The organism is Flavobacterium sp. NRK1, from assembly GCF_024054175.1.
Classification (GTDB): Bacteria; Bacteroidota; Bacteroidia; order Flavobacteriales; family Flavobacteriaceae; genus Flavobacterium.
In genome coordinates this window covers 2857860-2883308 of sequence record NZ_JAMXLA010000001.1, presented here as the reverse complement: position 1 = coordinate 2883308, position 25449 = coordinate 2857860, and the positions used below count along the sequence as shown (strand labels likewise).

19 protein-coding genes are annotated in these 25449 nt (G+C 36.1%); 11 read left to right on the top strand and 8 right to left on the bottom strand.

The features are described from left to right. The first annotated feature begins 43 nt into the window (after positions 1-43). The 3 genes from NHE85_RS13180 (at position 44) to NHE85_RS13170 (ending at position 2070) form a co-directional block, all read left to right on the top strand. Positions 44-196: a hypothetical protein gene (locus tag NHE85_RS13180; RefSeq protein ID WP_252812606.1), complete on the top strand. Its 153-nt coding sequence runs from the start codon at positions 44-46 to the stop codon at positions 194-196. Then, positions 153-755, top strand: coding sequence for a carboxypeptidase-like regulatory domain-containing protein (locus tag NHE85_RS13175; RefSeq protein ID WP_252812605.1), 603 nt, complete (start codon positions 153-155; stop codon positions 753-755). Before NHE85_RS13180 ends, NHE85_RS13175 begins: the two co-directional genes overlap by 44 nt. Positions 756-816: 61 nt before the next feature. After that, positions 817-2070 (top strand): glycoside hydrolase family 5 protein, encoded by a 1254-nt coding sequence (locus NHE85_RS13170; RefSeq protein ID WP_252812604.1) that lies wholly within the window; start codon positions 817-819, stop codon positions 2068-2070. A gap of 230 nt (positions 2071-2300) precedes the next feature. Here the strand turns inward: NHE85_RS13170 and dnaK are convergent, their stop codons facing one another. Continuing rightward, on the bottom strand, positions 2301-4202 hold the full coding sequence (gene dnaK / locus NHE85_RS13165) for a molecular chaperone DnaK (RefSeq protein ID WP_252812603.1): 1902 nt from the start codon (positions 4200-4202) through the stop codon (positions 2301-2303). Positions 4203-4370: 168 nt separating this feature from the next. Between dnaK and NHE85_RS13160 the strand changes: the two genes are divergently transcribed. Continuing rightward, complete coding sequence (locus NHE85_RS13160) at positions 4371-5012, top strand: hypothetical protein (RefSeq protein ID WP_252812602.1); 642 nt, start codon at positions 4371-4373, stop codon at positions 5010-5012. 3 nt (positions 5013-5015) lie between these two features. Here the strand turns inward: NHE85_RS13160 and NHE85_RS13155 are convergent, their stop codons facing one another. From NHE85_RS13155 to NHE85_RS13145, 3 genes are all read right to left on the bottom strand, one after another. After that, entirely contained in the window at positions 5016-5987 is a 972-nt protein-coding gene (locus tag NHE85_RS13155) for an endo alpha-1,4 polygalactosaminidase (RefSeq protein WP_252812601.1), read from the bottom strand. A gap of 78 nt (positions 5988-6065) precedes the next feature. After that, positions 6066-6839, bottom strand: coding sequence for a DUF2490 domain-containing protein (locus NHE85_RS13150; protein WP_252812600.1), 774 nt, complete (start codon positions 6837-6839; stop codon positions 6066-6068). 63 nt (positions 6840-6902) lie between these two features. Continuing rightward, positions 6903-9404, bottom strand: coding sequence for a M14 family zinc carboxypeptidase (locus NHE85_RS13145; protein WP_252812599.1), 2502 nt, complete (start codon positions 9402-9404; stop codon positions 6903-6905). 244 nt (positions 9405-9648) lie between these two features. On the opposite strand from NHE85_RS13145, the gene pheT reads away from it, so the two are divergent. Further along, entirely contained in the window at positions 9649-12072 is a 2424-nt protein-coding gene (pheT, locus tag NHE85_RS13140) for a phenylalanine--tRNA ligase subunit beta (protein WP_252812598.1), read from the top strand. 69 nt (positions 12073-12141) lie between these two features. Here the strand turns inward: pheT and NHE85_RS13135 are convergent, their stop codons facing one another. Both NHE85_RS13135 and gyrA read right to left on the bottom strand, forming a co-directional pair. Further along, positions 12142-13428, bottom strand: coding sequence for a tetratricopeptide repeat protein (locus tag NHE85_RS13135; RefSeq protein WP_252812597.1), 1287 nt, complete (start codon positions 13426-13428; stop codon positions 12142-12144). Between the two features lie 16 nt (positions 13429-13444). Then, positions 13445-16012 (bottom strand): DNA gyrase subunit A, encoded by a 2568-nt coding sequence (gene gyrA / locus NHE85_RS13130; protein ID WP_252812596.1) that lies wholly within the window; start codon positions 16010-16012, stop codon positions 13445-13447. A 278-nt stretch (positions 16013-16290) separates the two neighbouring features. Here gyrA and NHE85_RS13125 point away from each other — a divergent pair, with 278 nt between their 5' ends. The 6 genes from NHE85_RS13125 to NHE85_RS13100 all read left to right on the top strand — a co-directional run bounded on the left by NHE85_RS13125 (position 16291) and on the right by NHE85_RS13100 (position 22242). Continuing rightward, the gene (locus NHE85_RS13125) at positions 16291-18840 is read left to right on the top strand and encodes an ATP-dependent Clp protease ATP-binding subunit (protein WP_252812595.1); all 2550 of its coding nucleotides are present in this window, start codon (positions 16291-16293) and stop codon (positions 18838-18840) included. A 245-nt stretch (positions 18841-19085) separates the two neighbouring features. Next, positions 19086-20453 carry a 30S ribosomal protein S6--L-glutamate ligase gene (rimK, locus tag NHE85_RS13120; protein ID WP_252812594.1) on the top strand — a complete coding sequence of 456 codons (1368 nt, stop codon included), beginning with the start codon at positions 19086-19088 and terminating at the stop codon, positions 20451-20453. 12 nt (positions 20454-20465) lie between these two features. Next, complete coding sequence (locus NHE85_RS13115) at positions 20466-20828, top strand: DUF1304 domain-containing protein (RefSeq protein WP_252812593.1); 363 nt, start codon at positions 20466-20468, stop codon at positions 20826-20828. 24 nt (positions 20829-20852) lie between these two features. Further along, a complete protein-coding gene (locus tag NHE85_RS13110) occupies positions 20853-21284 on the top strand; it encodes a hypothetical protein (RefSeq protein WP_252812592.1) in 432 nt (143 codons plus the stop codon). Then, positions 21284-21832 carry a GNAT family N-acetyltransferase gene (locus tag NHE85_RS13105; protein WP_256474578.1) on the top strand — a complete coding sequence of 183 codons (549 nt, stop codon included), beginning with the start codon at positions 21284-21286 and terminating at the stop codon, positions 21830-21832. The genes NHE85_RS13110 and NHE85_RS13105 overlap by 1 nt, the downstream gene beginning before the upstream one ends. After that, positions 21829-22242 carry a DUF1801 domain-containing protein gene (locus tag NHE85_RS13100; RefSeq protein WP_252812590.1) on the top strand — a complete coding sequence of 138 codons (414 nt, stop codon included), beginning with the start codon at positions 21829-21831 and terminating at the stop codon, positions 22240-22242. The genes NHE85_RS13105 and NHE85_RS13100 overlap by 4 nt, the downstream gene beginning before the upstream one ends. 35 nt (positions 22243-22277) lie before the next feature. Here the strand turns inward: NHE85_RS13100 and hutH are convergent, their stop codons facing one another. Continuing rightward, positions 22278-23786 (bottom strand): histidine ammonia-lyase, encoded by a 1509-nt coding sequence (hutH, locus tag NHE85_RS13095; RefSeq protein WP_252812589.1) that lies wholly within the window; start codon positions 23784-23786, stop codon positions 22278-22280. Between the two features lie 69 nt (positions 23787-23855). After that, positions 23856-25352 (bottom strand): NAD(P)H-hydrate dehydratase, encoded by a 1497-nt coding sequence (locus NHE85_RS13090; protein WP_252812588.1) that lies wholly within the window; start codon positions 25350-25352, stop codon positions 23856-23858. Between the last annotated feature and the right edge of the window lie 97 nt (positions 25353-25449).

Genomic DNA, 25449 nt, shown 5'->3' with positions numbered 1-25449 from the left:
TCTCAACACAACCTTTACAACAATTATTGCATCTATATAATATATGAAAAAACCAATCCAGATATCAATCCCTGCTCCATGCCATGAAAACTGGGATGCAATGACTCCTGCCGACAAAGGCCGTTTTTGTGCTTCATGCCAGAAAACAGTTTTTGATTTTACCAATTCATCGGACAGGAGATTGCCACTGTATTAAAAAAATAGATAATGCCTGTGGCAGATTCAGAAACAATCAACTTAATAGAAACCTAATAATCCCCAAAGAGAAATCATCATTATGGATAGCTGCCAGTGCAGCAATAGTCAGTTTTCTGACCATTGGAAATCAGTCCATTTCAGCACAAACTCCTGTTAACATTGAACAAACAGATATAAAAACTGATGATATAATTGGAGATACAATTGTAATGACTATGTCAAACAGAATTATCAAGGGTATTGTTAAGGATTCTACCGGCTTGGTTATACCTGGAGTCAATGTGATAATTAAAGGATTAAAACAAGGAATACAAACTGACCTTAACGGCAAATTTTCTATTGAAGCAAATGAGGGTCAAATTATTGAAATTTCATTTATTGGAATGTTGACTAAGGAAATAACCATAACCAGCAGTAAAACATATGAAGTAGTTTTATTAGACGATATTGAATTTTATAATTCAGAGAATATTTCGTTCGACACATATGGAAATGTTATAGTTCGTAAAACTTTCTTCGGCCGCATCTTCCATTCTATAGGTAATATCTTCAGATAAATAGCTTTCCTCAAATTTGTTATCTTTAGCGTTCCAAAATAAACATTCTAATTCACGCTAAATGACAAACAAAACCAAATTACTGTTTCTGGTAATAGCTTTTGCAGGCATATTTACATCCTGTAAATCGCAAAGTACAGCAACCAAAAATTACAAAGGAGATATCGTAAAAATTCAGGGTACGCAAATCCTTGATTCCAACGGAAATTCCATTATTTTAAAAGGTACTAATCTGGGTAACTGGTTGGTTCCTGAAGGATATATGTTTAAAACAGGTAAGGTAGCTTCTCCCCGACAGATTGACCAGTTATTTCATGAAATGATAGGACCTGACAGCCTTGCTGCTTTTTGGAACAAGTATCTTGACAACTATATAACTCAGGACGACATTAAATACCTGAAACGTACAGGCTCTAATCATATACGTCTGCCCTTTCATTACAAGCTATTTACAAATGACTTGTATATGGGTAAACGCAATGCAGGTTTCGAGTATTTTGACCGTGTTATAGAATGGTGCCGTAAGGAAAACCTTTATGTACTTTTAGATATGCACTGCGCTCCGGGTGGGCAGACAGGTGACAATATAGATGATAGTTATGGCTATCCATGGTTATACTACAGTAAAACAGCTCAGGATGAAATGAGTGAAATATGGGTAAAGATTGCCGAACGCTATAAAAACGACCCTGTTGTTATAGGTTATGACGTAATTAACGAGCCTTTCGCTCATTATTTCACTAAAGAGATACCAGATTACAACCACAGGCTTTTTATGGTATATGAACGCATGGTAAAAGACATTCGTAAGGTTGACAAAAAACATACAATTTTCTTAAACGGATCTGTTTGGGCAGGGGATTTTGGTGTTTTTGAAAGTATATTAGATAATAATGTAGTTTATGAATTCCATAAATATTGGTTTGATATTAATCAGGAATCAGTTCAAAAGTATCTGGATTTTAGCAATAAACATAATGTACCCATTTATATTGGCGAAACAGGTGAAAATACAGATGAATGGGTAATGGAGTTCCGCAAGCTTCTTGATAAAAACAAAATTAACTGGGCTTTTTGGCCTTATAAGAAAATGGACAATACAAGGGGTATTATGAACTTTAAACAGCCAGAAGATTACCCGTTAATTACTAAATATGCCGAAAGCGACCGCAGTTCTTTTGAGAAGATACGGGAAAATATGCCTGACAGAGTTAAAGTGCAGAAAGCTCTTAACGAGTATCTGGAAAACTGTTTATATAAAAATAATTTCCAGAACGAAGGCTATATAAGAGGATTGGGCTTTACTGTTGAATAGTATGGATTTGTTTATCTGATGATTCGTTATTTGTTAGCTGCAAATTAATGAAATTTCCCCTCTTTATGATTTTCACTTCAAGATTATGGAGATTAGTATTCATCAGAGATTTTTCTACTCCGCTGTTCTTCGCTCAAATGACAGCGAAATTTCATAAAAAACAAAAACGCCGCAAATTGTGCGGCGTTTTCTATTATCTAGAATCTATTTTCTTTTATCTAAAAGAAAGATTATTTAACTTCTTCAAAGTCTACATCCTGAACGTTGTCTCCGCCTTCAGCATTGCTACCTTCCGGTTGTGCCTGTTGTGCACCACCCTGAGCGCCATCTGTCTGAGCTTTATACATTTCTTCAGATGCATTTTTCCATGCCTCGTTGATCTTATCTAAAGCAGGCTGGATAGTTGCAACATCTTTACCTTCGTAAGCAGCTTTAAGTTCGTTAAGGGCAGCTTCAATATTTTGTTTGTTGCCATCAGAAAGTTTATCTCCAAATTCTGCTAATTGTTTTTCCGTTTGGAAAATCATACCATCAGCCTCATTAAGTTTTTCAACTTTTTCTCTTGTAGCCTTATCAGCATCCGCATTAGCTTCTGCTTCTTTACGCATTCTTTCGATTTCTTCCTGAGTTAATCCTGAAGAAGCCTCAATACGAATATCATGAGATTTACCTGTTCCTTTATCAGTAGCAGATACTTTAATGATACCGTTAGCATCAATATCAAATGTTACCTCAATTTGCGGCACACCTCTTTGTGCTGGCGGAATACCATCTAAGTGGAAACGGCCGATAGTTTTATTGTCAGTAGCCATTGGCCTTTCTCCCTGTAGTACGTGTATCTCAACAGATGGCTGGTTATCAGCAGCAGTAGAGAATACCTGAGACTTTTTAGTAGGGATAGTTGTATTAGCTTCAATAAGTTTAGTCATTACACCACCCATAGTTTCAATACCTAAAGAAAGTGGAGTAACGTCAAGAAGCAATACATCTTTAACATCTCCTGTAAGTACACCTCCCTGAATAGCAGCACCAATTGCTACTACCTCATCCGGGTTAACACCTTTAGAAGGTTTTTTACCGAAGAATTTCTCAACTTCTTCCTGAATTTTAGGTATACGTGTAGAACCTCCTACAAGGATAACCTCATCAATATCAGATTTAGAAAGGCCTGCATCTTTTAATGCTTTTGCAACAGGATCCATTGAACGTTTAACAAGACTGTCTGCCAATTGTTCAAATTTAGCTCTTGTAAGTGTTTTCACTAAGTGTTTAGGTCCTGAAGCTGTAGCTGTTACATATGGCAGGTTTATTTCTGTTTGTGTAGAAGAAGAAAGCTCAATTTTAGCTTTTTCAGCAGCTTCTTTTAAACGCTGTAATGCCATTGGGTCTTTACGAAGATCTACACCTTCTTCACTATTAAATTCGTTTGCCAGCCAGTCAATAACTACCTGATCAAAGTCGTCACCACCAAGGTGAGTATCTCCATTAGTAGATAGTACTTCAAATACACCGTCCCCTAATTCAAGGATAGAAATATCAAATGTACCACCACCAAGGTCATACACTGCAATTTTCTGATCTTTTCCTGCTTTGTCAAGTCCGTAAGCAAGAGCAGCTGCAGTAGGCTCGTTTATGATCCTCCTAACTTTAAGGCCTGCAATTTCACCGGCTTCTTTAGTTGCCTGGCGCTGTGCATCGTTAAAATATGCAGGAACTGTAATAACCGCTTCGGTTACAGTGTGCCCAAGATAATCTTCAGCAGTTTTTTTCATTTTCTGCAATGTCATTGCAGAAAGCTCTTGTGGAGTGTAAAGACGTCCGTTGATATCTACACGAGGTGTATCATTGTCACCTTTTACTACGCTATAAGGTACGTTTTCTGCTTCTTTAGAGCTTTCAGAGTATTTATTACCCATGAAACGCTTAATAGAAGCGATGGTTTTTGTGGGATTGGTCACTGCCTGTCTTTTAGCAGGATCACCAACCTTGATCTCACCGCCTTCAACAAATGCAATTACTGACGGGGTTGTTCTTTTTCCTTCAGCATTAGGAATAACAACCGGTTCGTTACCTTCCATTACGGCAACACACGAGTTTGTTGTTCCTAAGTCAATTCCGATTATTTTACTCATCTTTTCCTGTTTTTATTATTTTGTTTTTGATTCTTATTATTTATGTGGACGTTATACATTAGTCAATCTTTATGCCAAGACATAAAATGACATTAAAATATGACAAGATGACATTTATGCAACATATATTCAAACAATTTTTATATTTGAAGACTAACTATATTTTACATGAGATATCTATTAATCTTTCTACTGACAGCGTCCGTCCTATACGGACCTAAAGCATATAAATTTTTAAAAGAAAATGTAAAACGAATTCCAAGCCCTGAACTTCAGCTAGATAACTTAATAAAACTTGGAATTAAATTAAATCCGGGAATAAGTAAAAAAGATATTTTACAACTACATGAAACAATTGAATATAACAGACAGCCTTATAAACTTTTATATACTGAATTAGGAAATGAAACTGAAGATGGAACATTTGTATCTGACAATTGCTGGCATTTTGATTACGAATATATAGAAGATCATGGTGCTTATGTAAGTATTATAAAAAATCTTGAAAGACTATCTCACGGTGATTTGAAATTTGAAAATATAAAAGACTTTGTCGATATCGACGAAGAACTAGCATGGGTATCTTTTGATATTAATGGAGATTCCTATAAATGGAGTTTAGAAGTAAATGATGACTGGACCGATGAAACTTTGTTTAGTAAGGTACAAGCGTTGGCAAAGAAATATAAAACAAAAGGTAAATTTAATCAATGTATTATAGGTCAGAGTTCCGTAATAAGCTACATGGATAATTCTCAATTTGAAGAATTTAATAAGGTAAAAAACTTAAATATTGAATGGTTTAAGTAAGTTTTACTCAAAATATTCAAAGGCATCAATAATATCTAGATACACCCCATCAAAACCTGCTTTGGTGATCTTATCTAAATAAGAATCAGAATTTTTATAAATAAGACCTTGCCAGTCGGCATTCCAGTATTTTACTTTATAGTTACCGGGCCAGTCAGGGTTTTCAGCAGTAATCCAGTCCGGTTTAGTAGTGTTCCACGATTGTTGCCAGTAATACCTGTAATCTTCTGCCTCACCTATAGACATGTAGCAAATAACTAACCGTTTATCTCCATTGGCTTTATTACGTAATTGATTAATTTCTTCACTACTAAAAGCTACATCATTAAGAAACAAGTCCATAATAATTGCATCATAATTAGTAGCTGTCACTGCAGCTATAAAGTCAGCCTTAGTATTAAAGTTTTCAGGATTTATAAGGTATAGGAAGTTTTTAGCATCCTGCAAAGTTGTTATATTCTGTGCATTTACATTTTGTGGTGCAGATGCTGGAATAACATTTAAACTTCTTTCAGGAGCCGCATAAGAAACATAGCCAAATGAATGATTGCCATTATATGAATCTGACACCTTCAACGGTGTAGAACAATAATCAGTAACTAAAATTGTATTTCCTGCATTTTTTGAAATGTCAAGAAATTTTTTAAGATAGGCTGTTACGGTCTCCGGAGAAGTTACATCATCATTATCATATCCGTATAAAAAATCTTCCTGGCCATTGCCATCTATAGCAGACAGATAATGTAAGTCAGGTATATCATTGCTATCACCTGTTATTGTTACAAGCTCAATACCATTTTGCGGAATAACAATAAAACCAAGTTTCTCTGCTTTCCCTTTTTGGCTTATACCTATAACAAAATCACGCATATCCTGCTTAAAATTACGATTTTCGGTATTCGAATTGGTATCCGGATCACCAGTATCACACCCCGTAAAAATGGCAAGCAATAAAACAAAAAGGTTATATTTCATATCTGTTCTTTTTGATATAACCTCAAAAAATATATTTTAGTACATATTATGCTTTATAATCGGTAGTCAGCGATTTCTTTACGAATGCGAAAATGGGTTTTTAATTATAATATCCACAGCTAAATAGCTTGCATCAGTAATATGACCTCCATAACCAATCAGGTCATTCATATAGCCAATATCAAAAGTAACAGGCAAATTATCCGGTGAATAGCAGTAATACAAACAGAAACGGCTTTCTTTATAATCAGGACTCCCCCAGCCTTCGTTACTATCATTTGCAATAGAAAACAGAGCTTCAGCACTACCCATTATACTACTTTCAGCAGTAACACCTAAAGGTAAGGAAAGTTGTGTTTTTAATCGTGACCTCAATTGCAAATCTTCTGGTACACGGGCAAAATTGTCATCATAAAATTTTCTTATTTCCTGACGAAATGTGGTAGTCCATTTTGTTCTACCTAAATAAGTAGTGTAAGCTAATCTTCCATATAGACGAAACTCCTGTTTTATTCCGGCAGATGCAGGAATTTCAAAATTCTCATCATACTCGTGCTGCCTTCTGTAACTTACTGCATAACTGTACTTCCAGTTATCATTCAGTTTATGATATAACTCTTCGTTTAAAACAAATATGGATGGATTATTAAAAGGATTATCATTTTTATTTCCACTAACATAACCTGAACCAAAATATGTTTTAGATGTAGTATTTTCATTGAGCTTTTGTGATACACCCATAGCAGACCAAAATGCAGTTTTCGTATTTCCCATGCCGGGAGGACTCAACTGGGCAAAAGCTGTAGCACTAAAAAGAATACTGAATAACAAACTGTATAAACGGACACTCATTTTTATCATATTTACATTGTTTACTGCAAATATGATTTATAAATCTGTAAAGAATTAGGAATACTAGTCTACTAAAAACAAAGCATTGCTAAACAACAGGTTTCCATTCTCCCAAAACCCTCTGAATAACGGATTATCTACCATGTAAATTATACATCCCCTGCCCTTTTGTTCTACAGCAAAAGTGACAGTGTTTACAAGTTTCTTTTTCAGGCTTTTACCTATAAATCCAAAATTTTTATAGCCTGCAGGAACATAAGCAACATTCCAGGCATTTTTTAATAGTTGATAGCGACTATCAGTAGTTTTTAAACTAAAATATGTATCACCCAGCCCATAAGAAAGCGGATGGCCTTTATCAAGCAGATTCTCTATAATTGCACCGGGCACCGAAGCAGAAATTGCGCGTCTTTCTGCATTTTGATAATCATAAAATCGTGCTTTAAGCTCTTCTTCCGCACGCTCACTGCTTTCTGCTTCTTTAGCCTCGTTAGTAGCAAATTTAGTAAGGTTGTAACCTGCCCTGTCTTCAAAAAGATTAAGAGCACCGGCTATTGCTATTACCTTACCTCCATTATCAATAAAATCATCTATTTTTTTTCTGTAAGCTTCTGAAAGATCATACCATCCATCAGGTAATAGTATCGTATTAAAATCAGACATATTTATCCTTCCTAAATTTTGCGTATCAACTATACTTACAGGATAATCAGCTATTTCATCCATATAAAACCATGCCTGCCCAAAATCTGTGGCGCTGATACTGCTGCCGGAGAGCAATAATACTTTTGGCGCTTCAAGCAAAGGATAGTTTTCTCCGCCCAGATCACCGCCCGATAATGAAAATCCACTTTCAATTATCTCATAATCCTGCTTTTTGTCAAGTAATGTTTCGAGTGAATATTTAAAATCATTTAATTGCGGATTATCCCCTTTTAAAACAACAAGATCTCCCGGACTAACTTTTATACCTCGGAACGCCGATGCTTTCCTGGAAGAACGGACCTTAACACCACTTTTTAATAATAAGCTTAAGGTTTTTACAGACCCTCTTCCATTCCATGGTATATAATATGCATATACCTTTTCATAATCAAACTTACCCTTACGCGAAATTTCCTGCCTGGTAGCTATGGATAATTCCCTTTTTAAAGCGTAGCTATCAACACCATAGGCATGTGGTAATGCCCATGCAGTAATATCATATGACAGGCTGTCTGTTAATCTTTGTGAAGGTTCAAACAATACCTGAGTAAGAATGGCTTTTGGCTGGTCGGCTTTAATTATAAGATCATTAGGTTCTATCGTAAAATCTTTGTCTTTATCACTCTGATAATGATAGCCTGATGTTTTTTTAGATTCAGCTGCATAAGCATACTGTATTTTATTTCTTTTAAGTAATCGGGCAAGCTGTTCCGTTTTACCGGAATTTTTCACAACATAAGTTTTAAACTTACCCTTAGGGTTTTCTCGGCTGTCTTTAAAATATTCTCTAAAATCCTTTACTAATTTATCTTTTTTCCAGGATGCAGTTTCTACCGCAGTAAGTACAGCAGCAGTATGATGGTCTATTCTGTCCTGAAGTGTAAGCAGACTGCCATTCTTCATTGTAACTGCACGGCCGGCACCAATGCCACCCTGTTCGTAGGTCATACCAATTGCTCCGTTAAAACTTGGATACGTATCACCATAACTTGGATAAAAAAGATCAAAACGCTCTCTGGTATAATAACTCCAACCTTCGGTATCAAATCTTTTAGCTGTCATTTCACCAATAGTATTATGAAAATCACGCTGTGCCTGCATTATGAAATCATGCATTGGTTCAGCTGCCGGAGGAAAAAAGTAAGGCTCATTATATCCCATTTCATGAACATCAACATGCACCATAGGCATCCACTCATTATATAAAACCATACGTTGCCGGGTTTCGATTTGTGTCTGCCATGCCCAGTCACGATTAAGGTCATAGTCATAATGATTCTGCCTTCCGCCAGGCCATGGTTCCATATGCTCCCTGTCATAAACACCCGGGTGTGTATTTTTACCCGAAATATCTCTTAACCAGTTACCGTAACGTGAATAACCATCAGGGTTAAGGCAAGGATCCAGTATTACAATAGTATTCTCCAGCCATTCTTTAGTTACTTTATTTTCAGGATTAATAAGCTCATAAGCTACTGACATAGCACTTTCAGTAGCACCAGGTTCGTTACCATGCACATTGAAACTTAACCACACAATAGCTTTTTCATTAACTGAACCAGGTTTAGTATCAGTCATACCTATCTGGTTTAGATTGGTAAGGCGTATATTTTCAAGTTCACGAAGGTTTTCAGTTGCAGATATATAATAAACATTCAGATTACGCTCCTGTGTAGTTTGCCCATATTTATTTTGCCTGATCATATTGGAGTTCTCCACCAGATATTCAAAATAGTCTTCAATCTGATGGTAATAACTTACTGTTTTGCCATAACTTGGTAAAAATTCTTCAGGACTTTTTAATTGAGCTTGTAATGCTATTGTGAATAGTAATGTTATAGTGAAAAAAATATTTTTCATGAAGTGAATATTATAAATATCAAATGTAAGGAATTTATGTATGTTTAACTTTCCCTTATATTAACAGGAAGAGAAAAAACATATACAATTATAACCCTTCATTCCATACAGGAATTTAACTGTACTATATCATAACGAATAACTTATACTGCCCATCAATTATTAAACGCATAAATTCACATTAAATAGTATCGGGATTTTTAGCCACAATCCTTATCTTTGCATGCTTTTAAAATAAACAACAATGCGTATATCCTATAATTGGTTAAAACAATTTATAAAATTAGACTGGAAATCTGAAGAAATAGCTGCTTTACTTACCGATCTTGGCCTTGAGGTTGAAGGTGTAGAAAAGTTTGAATCGCTTAAAGGCGGGCTTGAAGGTGTAGTAATAGGTCATGTACTAACGTGCATTCAGCATCCAAATGCCGACAGATTAAGGATTACAACTGTTGATTTGGGTGACGGCATACCTGTACAAATAGTTTGCGGGGCACCTAATGTGGCTGCTGGGCAAAAAGTACCTGTTGCAACTATTGGCACAACACTTTATGATAAAGATGGTAATGGTTTCCAGATAAAAAAAGGAAAAATACGTGGAGAAGAAAGTCACGGTATGATATGCGCCGAAGATGAACTTGGTCTTGGCCAGGGGCATGATGGTATCATGGTACTTAATGAAGATCTTAAACCGGGAACACCGGCTTCTAAAATATTTAATATAGAAAGTGATGAAGTCTTTGAAATAGGACTAACACCTAATCGTGCCGATGCAATGAGCCACTGGGGTGTTGCCCGGGATCTTCGTGCCGGACTTTCACAAAAAAATGTACACCCTGAACTTATTACACCTTCAGTTAGTAATTTCAGGGTAGATAAGCGTACGCTCAAAATAGATGTTAAAGTTGAAGATAATAAACTGGCTCCAAGATATTGTGGTGTTACTATTTCAGGCATTACAGTTAAACCATCTCCGGCATGGCTTCAAAACAGACTTAAAGCTATAGGAATAGCTCCAAAAAACAATATTGTAGACGTTACTAATTATGTACTTCATGAATTAGGACAGCCACTTCATGCTTTTGATGCTGCTAAAATAAGAGGCAACAAAGTGATTGTAAAAACTGCCGAAGCCGGTACTAAATTTATAACACTTGATGATATAGAAAGAACACTTCATGAAGAAGATTTAATGATTTGTGATGAAACAGGACCTATGTGCATTGCGGGTGTTTTTGGCGGTAAAAATTCGGGAGTAACAGAACAGACATCTTCTATATTCTTAGAAAGTGCTTACTTTAATCCTGTATCTATCAGAAAAACGGCTAAACGTCATGGACTAAGCACTGATGCTTCGTTCCGTTTTGAAAGAGGTATTGATCCTACCATAACAGAATATGCATTAAAAAGGGCTGCACTTCTTATACAGGAAACTGCAGGTGGTGAAATAACATCTGACACTATTGATATTTATCCTAAAAAAATTGAAGATAATCCTGTTGTAGTTAACTTTAATAACGTTAAGCGCGTAATTGGACAGGAATTATCTAAAGAAGATATAAAAAAAATACTGGTATCATTAGATATTAAAATCAATAATATCTCTGATGCAGGCCTTGGACTTGTAGTACCTGCCTATCGTGTAGATGTTACACGAGAAATAGATGTTATAGAAGAAATTTTAAGAGTGTACGGATATAACAATATATCATTTACTCAAAAACTTAACGCTTCTATATCAAACTCGGCACGTAATGAAGATTATAAACTTCAGAACATTATAGGTGCACAAATGGTGTCGCTTGGCTTTAATGAAATGATGGCTAATTCATTAACCACACCGGAATATGTGAAGCTATCTGAAAACCTTAAGGAAGAATTCAATGTGCTTATGCTAAACCCGCTAAGCAGTGATCTGTCAGCAATGAGGCAATCATTGTTATTCAGTGCGCTTGAAGCAGTATCATTTAATATCAACCGAAAAAGGTCAGATCTAAAACTATTTGAATTCGGAAAAACATATCATAAGCTGCCATCGGGTTATGATGAAAATAAACATTTAACTCTTACGGTTACAGGAAACAGATTAAGCGAAAGCTGGTCTTACCAGCAAAAGCCAGCAGACTTTTTTATGTTTAAAGGCTACGTAAATTTAGTACTTACAAGGCTTGGTATTACTAAAGTACAGTCTCAGCCTGTAACTAATGATATTTTTGCAGAGGGAATTGCCATTACTGTTGGTAATGATGTAATTGCGGAGTTTGGTACAATTAAAAAAGCTCTACTTAAACATTTTGATATTAAGCAGGATGTTTTCTTTGCCGATTTTAACTGGGGAGCAATTATAAAACTGGTAAGCGGAAAAATTAAGTATACTGAAATATCCAAATTCCCGGAAGTAAGAAGGGACCTTGCGCTGCTTATAGATCAAAATGTAACTTTTGAATCTATATATAAAGTTGCAAGACAAACAGAAAAATCATTACTTAAAGACATTAGCCTGTTTGACGTTTATGAAGGACAAAACCTTCCGGAAGGTAAAAAGTCTTATGCTGTTAGCTTTGTGCTTCAGGATAGCTCAAAAACACTTACAGACGAGCAAATAGATAAAATAATGGGTAAAATAAGAGTAAACCTGGAAAAAGAAACTGGTGCTCAACTACGATAGATATTTTACTATATTAAATAAAAATGCCCCTATAAACTGGGGCATTTTTATTATAAAAAACTTAAATAATTATTTAAGTTTTGCTTTCATTGCTTTATAATCTGCCTGTCTGTCAAGAGCCTGATAAACATTAGCAAGTAAAGAAATTACATCCTGGTTATCAGGATCTATTTTATGAGCATTTTCAAAATAAGGAAGTGCTTTATTATAAAGACTATTCCTTTGGTTTTTAAGAATATCATAACGCTGATTATCTTTGGCACTAGCTCCAAGACTATTCATTTCATCTACAATTTTCTTCTCATCTTTAAGCATAAGAATACCTAAATTAATGTAAGCATCAATATAATTAGGGTTTATTTCCAGTGCTTTTTTGTAATATTTAATAGCCTCATCAGTATCTGTATCAGCACTTACCACACCCAGATTAAAAAATAACACCGCGTCATTAGGAGATTTTTGAGTAGCTTCGGTAATAAGCTCTTTATATTTAGCCATATCTTTAGTTTTTAGATAAAGTTCGGCTTCACTGATTATAAGGCCTGTATCGTCCGGGTTAGCTTTTCTCGCATTAACAAAAGCAGCTTTCGCTTTTTCTGTGTCTCCCTTCATATTATAGATAAGCGCGATGTTTTTCACAATCTCTCCTTTAATAGAAGGTGATTTTTCATCTTTAGGTAAAATATATTCACCACTTCTTACAGCAATATCACGCGTTTCTTTATTTGGAAATCCTTCCACACTTCCGTTTCCTTTCTTTTTTGCTGTATACACTATTCCTTCATTAGTAAAACCGGTCTTATCTAATTCAAGATAATATTTAAGAGCATTGTCCCAATCCTGAGCATTAACAGAAGCTGCTGCTGCATTATATAACAAAATATGGTCTTTAGGATCTACCTTGTAGGCTGCAGCATAAGCTCTGGCTGACTCTTTATACATTTTATTCTCACCTAATTGCTGAGCCATAGTTACAGCTGCAGTTTTCATTTCAGGCAGTATATCTCTTTGTATTTCTTCGGTATATTTTTTCTTACCGTTTTTTTCAAGCTCTATAACTTTATTAAAACTATCTATTGCCTGAGAAAAATTAGAGTTGGCGCTAGCAGGGTTCATCATCATTTCGACAAATGAATAATTTCCTTTGTAGTAATTATATTCAGCTTGTTGTTCCGTTGTTGCATTTGCCATTTTAGGCTCAACTTCAGTTAAAAGCCTTTTAAATTCAGTAATATCATCAGCCGTTAGCTGACTTTCCTTATTATCAATTTTTTTTAATGCCTTTAACTCTTCCTTTTGCGCATAAGCTCCTATGGAAAGTAGTAAAGACGCTGCAATAGCATATTTAATTTTCATAGTCATTATTATTTTATTATTCCTCTGTTTGTTGTTCTTCAGTATCAGTAGCAGAAGCATCTTCTCCGCCTTCGGCAATATAGCCTGTTACACCGTTTTCTCCTTCTTCAGCATTAAGCTCTTCAATACCTTCTTCAACAGCATCCTCCTCACGCATAACTTTTGTTACGGCTGCAATAGAATCATTCCCTTTTATGTTAATCAGTCGTACTCCCTGAGTAGCACGCCCCATAACCCTAAGGTCTGATACCATCATACGGATTGTTAAACCTGATTTATTAATAATCATAAGGTCATCTGCATCTGTAACACTATTGATTGAAACCAATCTGCCGGTTTTATCGGTTATATTAAGAGTTTTAACCCCTTTACCTCCACGGTTTGTAATTCTGTAATCATCAAGGCTTGAACGTTTACCATATCCGTTTTCAGACACTACAAGTATTTCGCTTTCCATATCGTTTACAGAAACCATACCAATTACCTCATCATTATCGTCAGCAAGAGTAATACCACGCACGCCGGAAGCACTACGTCCCATAGGACGGGTTTTGCCTTCTTCAAAACGTACAAGTTTACCTGATTTAACCGCAAGAAGAACCTGGCTTTCACCGGTAGTAAGTTTTGCCTCTAATAATTCATCATCTTCCCTGATAGTAATAGCAGCAATACCATTCAATCTCGGACGTGAATATTGTTCCAGAAGTGTTTTTTTAACGATACCTTTTTTAGTTGCCATAATAACATAATGGCTATTAATATAGTCTTCGTTTTTAAGATCCTGAGTACAAATGAATGCTTTTACCTTATCGTCATTTTCTATATTGATAAGGTTTTGAATAGCACGTCCTTTACTTGTTTTATTTCCTTCCGGAATTTCATAAACACGCATCCAGAAACATTTCCCCTTCTGGGTAAAGAAAAGCATATATTGGTGGTTGGTAGCAACAAATAAATGTTCAAGGAAATCCTGATCACGTGTAGCTACACCTTTTTGTCCTACACCTCCCCTGTTCTGTGTTTTATATTCACTAAGAGGTGTACGTTTAATATAGCCGGCATGGGATATAGTTATAACTACATTTTCATCAGCTATAAGATCTTCAATACTTACATCACCGCCGGAATATTCAATTTGAGAACGACGGTCGTCACCATATTTATCTCTTATTTCAATAAGTTCTTCTTTAATAAGCTGCATTCTTAACTCTTTGCTTTCTAACAAAGCTCTTAATTCGCCTATTAATTTCATTATTTCCTCGTATTCTGCACGAAGCTTGTCCTGCTCAAGACCAGTAAGCTGCCTCAATCGCATTTCAACAATAGCACGCGCCTGAATTTCAGAAAGTTTGAAGCGCTCCATTAACTTACCTCTTGCCTCTTCTCCGTCTTTAGAGCCACGTATTAGGGCTATTACCTCATCAATATTATCGGAAGCAATAATTAACCCTTCTAATATGTGTGCACGTTCTTCAGCTTTACGAAGTTCATACTGAGTTCTTCTTACAACCACATCATGCCTGTGTTCAACAAAGTAGTGGATAAGATCTTTCAGGTTAAGCATTTGCGGCCTTCCGGCTACAAGAGCAATATTATTTACACTGAAAGAGGATTGAAGCTGTGTATATTTATACAAGGTATTAAGCACAACATTAGGAACTGCATCACGCTTAAGTATATATACTATACGCATACCGTTCCTATCCGATTCATCACGAATATTGGCAATACCATCAATTTTCTTTTCGTTAACAAGATCAGCTGTTTTCTTGATCATATCAGCTTTATTTACCTGATAAGGAATCTCGGTAACAACAATGCATTCCCTGCCTTCAACTTCTTCAAAGTTAGTTTTAGCGCGAATAACAACACGTCCACGTCCGGTTTTAAAGGCTTCACGAACACCTTCATAACCATAAATAATTCCTCCGGTAGGGAAATCAGGAGCCTTAACATAGGTTATAAGCTCATCAATTTCAATATCATTATTATCTATATACGCCAGCGTACCATCAATAACCTCTGTAAGATTATGGGGCGCCATATTTGTAGCCATACCAACAGCAATACCCGATGCACCATTAACTAAAAGGTTAGGCACCCTTGTTGGCATTACGGTAGGCTCCTGTAATGTATCGTCAAAGTTTAACTGAAAATCTACTGTTTCTTTGTCAAGGTCTGCCATAATTTCTTCAGAAATCTTACGCATCCTTGCCTCTGTATAACGCATTGCTGCCGGACTGTCACCATCTACCGATCCGAAGTTACCCTGCCCGTCCACTAAAAGATAGCGAAGGCTCCATTCCTGAGCCATACGTACCATGGCATCATATACAGATGTATCACCGTGAGGGTGGTATTTACCCAGTACCTCACCCACTATTCTAGCAGATTTTTTATGAGCCCTGTTTGATAATACCCCTAATTCATACATTCCATAAAGTACTCTTCGGTGTACGGGTTTCAAGCCATCTCTAACATCTGGAAGCGCCCTTGACACGATTACCGACATTGAATAATCAATGTAGGCTGATTTCATTTCGTCTTCTATGTTAATAGGAATTAACTTTTCTCCTTCAGACATAAGTAGTTATATTAAAAAATTATAGTTATTACAAAACGTGCCAATATACATATTTTTATTAGGATTCTGAACCATAAAAATGAATTATTTACACGTTTTATTAACACAAGATTAATACGCTATGGTTAATAAACTCTTGGCGTTTCGCTTTTATTTCCCACTTTTTTTTCGTCACTTAGCATGACAGACATTTTCAACACATGTCAACACATTAATTAGGTATGGTTTTTGTAAAATCTTATGTAAATAGTTAAATTTACAGTATCAAAAATAACATTATGGATGATAATTTTTCACCAAGAGTCAAAGATGTGATTACCTACAGCAAAGAGGAAGCTCTTCGCCTGGGTCACGACTTCATTGGTACAGAGCATTTAATGTTAGGAATTTTGAGAGACGGAAATGGTAAAGCTATTTCCATTTTAAACAACATTTCTGTTGACCTGGATCATTTACGCAGAAAAGTAGAGATATTAAGCCCCGCCAATCCTAATGCCGAGCGCAATAATGAGAAGAAAAACCTTCACTTAACACGTCAGGCTGAAAGAGCACTCAGAACAACGTTTCTTGAGGCTAAGGTTTTCCAGAGCACCTCTATAAGCACAGCTCATTTGCTGTTGTGTATTTTACGCAATGAAAATGACCCTACTACAAAATTGCTTAACAAACTTAAAATTGATTACGAAACCGTTAAAGAACAATTTATCAGTATGACATCAAACGAAGAAGAATACCTGGAAAACCTTCCTAAAGCAGAGTCATATAATGACGATGCAGGACAAGATGACAGTATGCGCGAAAGCAACTTCAACAACCCTTCTTCCGGTGCTAAAGCCAATAAAAAATCAAAAACCCCGGTTCTTGATAATTTTGGCCGCGACCTTACAGAACTTGCTGAAGAAGGAAAACTTGACCCTGTAGTGGGCCGTGAAAAAGAAATTGAACGTGTTTCGCAGATATTAAGCAGAAGGAAAAAGAATAACCCGCTGCTTATAGGTGAACCTGGTGTAGGTAAATCTGCAATTGCAGAAGGACTTGCGCTACGCATAATTCAGAAAAAAGTTTCACGTATCCTTTTCAACAAACGCGTTGTTACACTTGACCTTGCAAGCTTAGTTGCAGGGACTAAATACCGCGGACAGTTTGAGGAACGTATGAAAGCTGTTATGAACGAACTTGAAAAGAATGATGATATTATTCTTTTTATTGACGAAATTCATACTATTGTAGGTGCCGGCGGCGCTACAGGCTCACTGGATGCCAGCAATATGTTTAAACCTGCTCTTGCAAGAGGAGAAATTCAATGTATTGGTGCCACTACATTAGATGAGTACAGACAATATATTGAAAAAGACGGAGCATTGGAACGCCGTTTCCAAAAAGTAATGGTTGAACCTACATCTGTAGAAGAAACTATAACAATACTTAACAACATTAAGAACAAGTATGAAGACCATCATAATGTAATTTACACACAGGAAGCTATTGAAGCCTGTGTTAAACTTACAGACAGGTATATGAGCGAGCGTTTTCTTCCGGACAAGGCTATTGACGCTCTTGACGAGGCAGGATCTCGCGTGCACATTACAAATATTGATGTTCCTAAGCAAATTCTTGATCTTGAAAGACAACTTGAAGAAGTTCGCGAGCTTAAAAATTCTGTAGTTAAAAAGCAGAAATACGAGGAAGCAGCAAAACTTCGTGATGATGAAAAACGCATTGAGAAAGACCTTGCTATTGCTCAGGAGCAATGGGAAGAAGATTCTAAAAACAACCGTGTAACCGTTACTGAAGATAATGTTGCCGATGTGGTTTCTATGATGACAGGTATACCTGTAAACCGTATTGCCCAAACTGAAAGCAATAAACTGGCTAAACTGCCGGAACTTATCAAAGGTAAAGTTATTGGCCAGGATGAAGCAGTTGCAAAAATTGCTAAATCCATCCAGCGTAACCGTGCAGGACTTAAAGATCCTAACAAACCAATAGGTTCTTTTATTTTCCTTGGTCAAACCGGTGTTGGTAAAACCCAGCTTGCCAAAGTAATTGCAAAAGAGTTATTTGATTCGGAAGATGCCCTTGTGCGTATCGATATGAGCGAATACATGGAAAAATTTGCGATTTCAAGACTTGTAGGTGCGCCTCCGGGATATGTTGGTTATGAAGAAGGCGGACAGCTTACTGAAAAAGTAAGAAGAAAACCTTACTGTGTTGTGCTTCTTGATGAAATTGAAAAAGCGCATCCGGATGTATTCAACATGCTGCTTCAGGTGCTTGATGATGGTTATTTAACTGATAGTTTAGGTCGCAAAATAGACTTTAAAAATACTATCATCGTTATGACATCTAATGTTGGAGCCCGTCAGATTAAAGATTTCGGTCAGGGCGTTGGTTTTGGTACCGCCGCTAAAAAAGCACAGGCCGATGAACATACTAAAGGCGTAATTGAAGCTGCTTTAAAGAAAACTTTTGCACCTGAATTTATAAACAGGATAGATGATATTATCGTGTTCAACCCTCTTGAGAAAGAGCACATCGATCTTATCATTGATATTGAACTTGATAAACTTTACGCAAGAATTAAAGATCTTGGCTATAACATTTCATTATCTGAAAAAGCTAAAGATTTTATTGCTGACAAAGGTTTTGATAAACAATATGGTGCAAGGCCACTTAAAAGAGCCATTCAGAAATATGTTGAAGATACGCTTGCAGAAGAGATCATTACTTCGAAAATATCAAGTGGTGACGAGATCTTTATGGATTTAGATGCTAATGGAACTGAACTTGCGGTAACCATTAAAAAAGCAGAAAATCCTGCCAGTTAAAAATAATCTTTCGTTTTAATAGTATCCCCTAAGACTATATAGTTTTAGGGGATTTTTTATATTCTGCCTTAAGTCGGCAACCTAATTTATAATTAGTCAATTTTATTGAAAAAAACTGATAATAAACAACCTACAGTAATTTATAATTTTTCAGGCATTACTATTTCATTAAATTTTCATAAAAAGGACAGTAACATCTTTTACAATTAAAAAAAGTAGTAATTTAGATAACAAATCTTATTAAAATGCTGGACAAAGTAATTGTAGGTAGTGAAGAATGGTGTGCATTTCCCCTGCTTGGAATACCTGCCATAAAGGCACGTGTAGACTCTGGTGCAAAAACATCTGCGCTTCACGCTATTAACATTTCGCCTTTTCAAAAAGATGGTGAAAATTGGGTGAAATTTGACATAAATCCTATACAAAATAATTCAAAAACAATCATACACTGTCAGGCTCCCCTGGTAGATAAACGTGTGGTAAAAAGCTCAAGCGGTTACCGTGAACAGCGCTATGTTATAAAAACAGGTATAAAAATAGGCGAAACTAATTGGGATGTAGAGCTTACACTTACTAATCGGGATTCAATGGGCTTCCGCATGCTTTTAGGCCGTGAAGCGATGAGCGGGCGCTTATTGGTAGATCCTGAACAAAAATATCTTTTAGGCCAGCCGACAATAGAAAAGCTAAAAGAATACTATGACAATAATGAGGAAACCAAAAAAGGGCTTCGTATAGGACTTCTTGCCAGCAATCCTGATCTTTACAGTAACAGGAGAATAATGGAGGCAGGAGAAATGAGAGGGCACGAAATGCACTTTCTAAACCTGAAGTATTGCTATATGAAACTCGATGCCCACACCCCGGAAATACATTACCGCGGTGGAAGGATATTGAATGATTTTGACGCAGTAATTCCGCGCATACGCCCAAGTATGACTTTTTATGGCTGTGCCCTTACCCGCCATTTTGAAGCGCTAAAGGTTTTCAGTTTAAATTCATCATCGGCAATTACCCAATCCAGGGATAAACTATATTCACTACAGCTACTACTAAATAGTGGTGTAGATATACCAACAACAGGTTTTGCAAGTTCGCCGCTTGACACAAACGACCTGATACAAATGGTTGGCGGGCCTCCCCTTATTGTAAAGCTTCTGGAAGGTACTCAGGGCAAAGGTGTTGTATTGGCAGAGACAAAAAAGGCTGCTGAGAGCGTTATTAATGCTTTTAAAAGCCTTAATGCCAACATACTGGTACAGGAATTCATTAAAGAGGCTAACGGAAAAGACCTACGCCTTTTTGTAATAGATGGTAAAGTAGTTGCTGCTATTCAGCGTGAAGCACTTCCGGGAGAATTTAGGGCAAATATACATTTAGGCGGAACGGCATCTGTAATAAAAGCTACACCGGAGGAAAAAAGAATAGCTATAAAAGCTGCAAAAGCAATGAATCTTAAAGTGGCCGGAGTAGATATCATACGTTCATCAAAAGGGCCTTTATTGCTTGAGGTAAACTCTTCACCGGGCCTTGAAGGTATTGAAGGTGCTACAAATAAAGATATTGCAGGTGAAATGATAAGAGCTATTGAAAAAAACTTTAAATTAACGTAAAAAAATATCCTTATGAATATTACAGCTCAAATAATTGTTGCAATAATAGCATTAGTACATTTATACATAATGTGGCTGGAAATGTTTGGCTGGATGACAAGAGGTAAAAAAGTATTTAGAAAGTTTCCTCCCGAACTCTTTGCTGCCACTAAACCTATGGCTGCCAATCAGGGGCTGTATAATGGTTTTTTGGCAGCAGGGCTTATATGGTCACTGTCTATAACAAATGATGTATGGAGTATTAATGTAGCTTCTTTCTTTTTAGGATGTGTTTTTATAGCCGGTGCATACGGAACATTAACAGTACAAAGAAGTATATTATATATACAGGCAGTTCCTGCATTAATAGGATTAACGGCATTATACTTATTTTAAAAACAAACAATTAAAAGGCATAATATGATTCGAAAAATTACTATATCATCACTGTTTTTTCTGGTTGCCTCTTTAGGGTTTAGCCAGGATAGTTGTAAAAAGTTTAAAAATGGTACTTTTAAACTAACCGATCCTAAAAGCAAACAGGTTTGTATTATTACAAGAAACGGAAATAAGCAAACCGAAAAAATGGCAGAAAGTGAAGAAGCCTACGATTTTGACATTGTTTGGGTAGATGACTGTACTTACACGGTCACCCCTACTGCAGCAACAGCCGCAAGAAATAAAGAAGTGCTTAAAACAGGTACAATGACTGTAAAAATCATCAAAACGCAGGATAAGTCATACACACAAAGTATTACTATTGCTAATAATCCTGATTTTAAAAGAGTAGATGAAGTATATGTTGTTGAAAGCAAAAAAGAGCAACAGGAGCAACAGGAACAACACCAATAATGCGCTTTGATTATCTTCTTACAAACAGGTTAAAACTAAGAAAAATAACCCCTGAGGTAATGAATCACGTTTTTACTACCATGCAGGATAGCGATATAATTGATTTTTTAGCTCTGTCAGATTTTCAATCTCTTGAAAAGGAAAAAAATAAATATCGTTCAGGACTTTCATCCTTTAATAGGAGTTTTGTTAATTTTCAGCTTATAGATAAAAAAACTGATAAAATTATTGGCGGCTGCGGATTTCATACTTGGCAAACCAATCATAACCGAGCAGAATTAGGATATGGATTATTCTATGAGAACTATAAAAGAAAAGGCCTTATGACAGAAGCATTGAAAGCTATATTAAGTTATGGCTTTAATGAAATGAATCTTAATCGTGTTGAAGCACTGACATCTGAAGACAATATTGCTTCAATAGCTGTTTTAAAGCATTTCGACTTTAAATTTGAAGGCATTTTAAGAGAACATTATAACGCAAATGGCAATATGGAAGATTCTTTTATGTATTCGTTGCTTAAACATGAATTTAATCTAAATATATGATGCCGGAAAAACTAAACCCTGCTGAAGAGGTTATTGAATTTATAAAAACTTCTCGGCACCCACTTAGCGATGTAATGCTGGCAATACGAAACACTATTTTAAATACAGATGATCTCATATCCGAACACATTAAATGGAATGCTCCAGCATTTTATTATAATGGTGAAATGGCTGCATTTAATGCAAAAGAATATAGAAGAGACATAGTAGTTTATAATATCCGAAAGGATGATCATATATTGCTAATATTTCCTACGGGAGATGTTATTGAGGACACTATTGGCATTCTTGAAGGAAATTATACAGATGGAAGACGCATGATTACTATAAAGAGTATGGAAGACTTTACTAAAAAGAAAGAGGCTTTACAGGCAGTAATAAAAAAATGGCTTGATAAAGTTGAAAAATAAATTAAAAAGCTCCCATTTTCATGGGAGCTTTTTTACTATTCAAATACTGTTTCGTCTATTTGTAAATTGCCAAGAAAGGAAATAGTGTTTTCAATATCATAATGCAGTATCCTGTCTTCTGTTACTAAAGGCACTTCTTCCCTATATGATTTTAAGAACATTTCCAGAAATTCACTTGATCTTAATGGCCTTCTGAATTCTATAGCCTGAGAAGCGTTCATAAGCTCAATAGCAAGTATTCGTTCAAGATTATCTACTATTCTTAAAGCTTTAGTTGCCGCATTAGATCCCATACTAACATGGTCTTCCTGTCCGTTGGATGATACAATACTATCTACACTTGCAGGGGTAGCCAGCTGCTTATTCTGGCTGGCAATACTAGCCGCGGTATATTGAGGAATCATAAAGCCGGAGTTTAGCCCAGGATTGCTTACAAGAAATGGGGGTAAACCACGAAGTCCCGATATAAGCTGATATGTTCTGCGTTCAGAGATACTGCCAAGCTCGGAAAGGGCAATTCCTAAAAAATCAAGCGTTAATGCTAAAGGCTGCCCGTGAAAATTACCACCGGAAATAATCTGGTCGTCTTCAATAAATATATTAGGATTGTCTGTTACCGAATTGATCTCTGTACGGAAAACTTTCTTTACATAATCAATAGTGTCTTTACTTGCACCGTGAACCTGAGGTATGCAACGGAAAGAATACGGATCCTGAACATGTTGCTTAGTCTGAGCAATAATTTGACTGTCTTCCAGAAGTTCATTAAAGCGTCTTGCTGTTACAATTTGCCCTTTATGCGGACGAATCATGTGTATAAGCTCATTAAATGGCTCTATGCGTCCGTCAAAGCCTTCCAGTGATATTGCACCTATAACATCGGCAAGATAAGATAATTTGATGGATTTAAGCAACACATATACTCCATAAGCACTCATAAACTGCGTACCGTTTAGCAGCGCAAGCCCTTCTTTAGATTTTAGTACAATAGGTTTCCAGCCCATCTTTTCAAGTACTTTACCTGCCGGCTGACGGAAGCCGTCCATATAAACTTCTCCTTCACCTAATAACGGAAGGGATAAATGTGCCAGTGGAGCCAGATCTCCCGATGCCCCTAATGATCCCTGATTGTATATAACAGGAAAAATATCATTATTAAAAAAATCTATTAATCTTTCTACCGTTTCCAGCTGTACTCCCGAATGCCCATAACTAAGGGATTGTATTTTAAGAAGCAGCATAATTTTAACAATAGCTTCGGGAACTTCTTCTCCAGTACCGCAGGCATGTGATTTTACAAGATTCTCCTGTAGCTGGGAAAGATTTTCGTTAGATATTTTTACATTATAAAGTGAACCGAATCCTGTATTTATACCATATATAGGATCGCTGTGCGATTTCATCTTCTCATCAAGGTAAGCCCTGCATTTTTCTATATTCACCCTTGCCTCTTCAGACAAGGCTAATTTCTTATCCTGAGAAATGATATCATGCACAATTTCAAGTGATAAGAGTTCACTACTTATATAATGTATTGTTTCCATTAGTGTTGTTAATTTGAAAGGTCAAAATTCAATAAACCATAATTAAAAAACAACATTTTTGGTAAATTTTCATTTTTGATGGATTTCTTTCTCAATTTTTAAATAAGCAGCTCCAATATAATGTATAATATCCGATGCAATAAAAGCCTGCCTGGAAATTTCCTTAACACCAATATCAGCAGAAAGCCCATGCAGATACACTCCAAAAATAGACGCATCAACCGGATTATAAGACTGAGAAAGTAATCCGGCTATAATTCCGGCAAGTACATCACCGCTTCCGCCTGTTGCCAGACCGGCATTACCCGTAGAGTTAATATACACATCATCATTACTAATAATCATGGTGGTTGAATCTTTTGCTACTATTATAAGCCTGTATTGTTTTGAAAAAGATTTTATTTTATCCAGTTTGTCAAAATCATCATCCCATTTTCCTATGAGCCTTTCAAGCTCTTTCGGGTGAGGTGTAAGTATGGTGTTTTCCGGTAAAAGTTTTAACCATTCTTTATTGTAAGACAAAATATTAAGTGCATCTGCATCTATAACCATAGGTGCATTATATAATTTAAAAAAATTACCCAACGCATTCTGTATATCCTGCTCCTGCCCTAACCCCATGCCTATTGCAATAGCCGAGGGCTTAAATTCAAAATTTATATTCTCAATATTATTTTTTCCGGAAGTGAGCACCATAGCTTCAGGCAAAGAACTCTGAAGACTTATGTAGCCGCATTCGGGTATATACGCCGTTACCAGGCCGCTGCCACTTTTTAATGCTGCCTTAGCAGACAGGCATACTGCACCTATTTTTCCATAACTGCCGCCTATTATTAATGTATGGCCCTGTGTGCCCTTATGCGCATGCGGGTGTAAGGGCTTATAACGCGTATGAGCATCAAAAGCATCAGTAAAATAATAACTGCTTTTAGTAGTATTAATATAGTCTGTATCAAGGCCAATATCCAGTACTACAATATCTTTTGTAAAATTGCAGTTTGCTGAAAGATAAAAAGCCAGCTTTGGAAACTGAAAGGTAAGCACTATATCGCTGTTTACTGCAAAATTGGTAGGCCTGTCTAAAAATAATCCTGATGGAACATCTATAGATACTACAACAGCTTTAAGGCTATTTATTCTACTAATCACCTCTTTAATATCCTGACTTAATTCTCTTGAAAGTCCGATACCAAAAAGAGCATCTATAACAACAAGCTTGCCTTTTTTAAAATTATAAGACTCACCTGTGTTATATGCTAATCCTGCATCTTTTATTTTATTAAGATTAACTGTAAAGTCAGAACCAGGCTTACCGGTCTCAAATACTTCTAATATTACTAAATAGCCTGCTTCATGCAACTGCCTTGCTACAACAAGTCCGTCTCCCCCATTATTACCCTGCCCGCAAAAAATATGAAATACAGTTTCTTTATCAGGAAATTTATATTTAATCCACAAAAAAACCTCATTAGCAGCCCTGTCCATTAAATCCAGAGAAGTTATATCCTGCCTTAAAACAGTAATTTCATCGGCTTGTCTTATTTCCTGCGCAGTAAAAATTTTCATAGTAGAATACTTTTAATCAGAATATGTATAACATACTTATAATACAATGTAAATTTATCATATTTATAAGCGGTGTAAAAAAACAGCAACAAATATT

Coding starts and splice junctions, on each gene's coding strand:
- NHE85_RS13180 (WP_252812606.1), top strand. CDS start 44: ATGAAAAAACCAATCCAGATATCAATCCCTGCTCCATGCCATGAAAAC.
- NHE85_RS13170 (WP_252812604.1), top strand. CDS start 817: ATGACAAACAAAACCAAATTACTGTTTCTGGTAATAGCTTTTGCAGGC.
- dnaK (WP_252812603.1), bottom strand. CDS start 4,202: ATGAGTAAAATAATCGGAATTGACTTAGGAACAACAAACTCGTGTGTT.
- NHE85_RS13160 (WP_252812602.1), top strand. CDS start 4,371: ATGAGATATCTATTAATCTTTCTACTGACAGCGTCCGTCCTATACGGA.
- NHE85_RS13155 (WP_252812601.1), bottom strand. CDS start 5,987: ATGAAATATAACCTTTTTGTTTTATTGCTTGCCATTTTTACGGGGTGT.
- NHE85_RS13150 (WP_252812600.1), bottom strand. CDS start 6,839: ATGAGTGTCCGTTTATACAGTTTGTTATTCAGTATTCTTTTTAGTGCT.
- NHE85_RS13145 (WP_252812599.1), bottom strand. CDS start 9,404: ATGAAAAATATTTTTTTCACTATAACATTACTATTCACAATAGCATTA.
- pheT (WP_252812598.1), top strand. CDS start 9,649: ATGCGTATATCCTATAATTGGTTAAAACAATTTATAAAATTAGACTGG.
- NHE85_RS13135 (WP_252812597.1), bottom strand. CDS start 13,428: ATGAAAATTAAATATGCTATTGCAGCGTCTTTACTACTTTCCATAGGA.
- gyrA (WP_252812596.1), bottom strand. CDS start 16,012: ATGTCTGAAGGAGAAAAGTTAATTCCTATTAACATAGAAGACGAAATG.
- NHE85_RS13125 (WP_252812595.1), top strand. CDS start 16,291: ATGGATGATAATTTTTCACCAAGAGTCAAAGATGTGATTACCTACAGC.
- rimK (WP_252812594.1), top strand. CDS start 19,086: ATGCTGGACAAAGTAATTGTAGGTAGTGAAGAATGGTGTGCATTTCCC.
- NHE85_RS13115 (WP_252812593.1), top strand. CDS start 20,466: ATGAATATTACAGCTCAAATAATTGTTGCAATAATAGCATTAGTACAT.
- NHE85_RS13110 (WP_252812592.1), top strand. CDS start 20,853: ATGATTCGAAAAATTACTATATCATCACTGTTTTTTCTGGTTGCCTCT.
- NHE85_RS13105 (WP_256474578.1), top strand. CDS start 21,284: ATGCGCTTTGATTATCTTCTTACAAACAGGTTAAAACTAAGAAAAATA.
- NHE85_RS13100 (WP_252812590.1), top strand. CDS start 21,829: ATGATGCCGGAAAAACTAAACCCTGCTGAAGAGGTTATTGAATTTATA.
- hutH (WP_252812589.1), bottom strand. CDS start 23,786: ATGGAAACAATACATTATATAAGTAGTGAACTCTTATCACTTGAAATT.
- NHE85_RS13090 (WP_252812588.1), bottom strand. CDS start 25,352: ATGAAAATTTTTACTGCGCAGGAAATAAGACAAGCCGATGAAATTACT.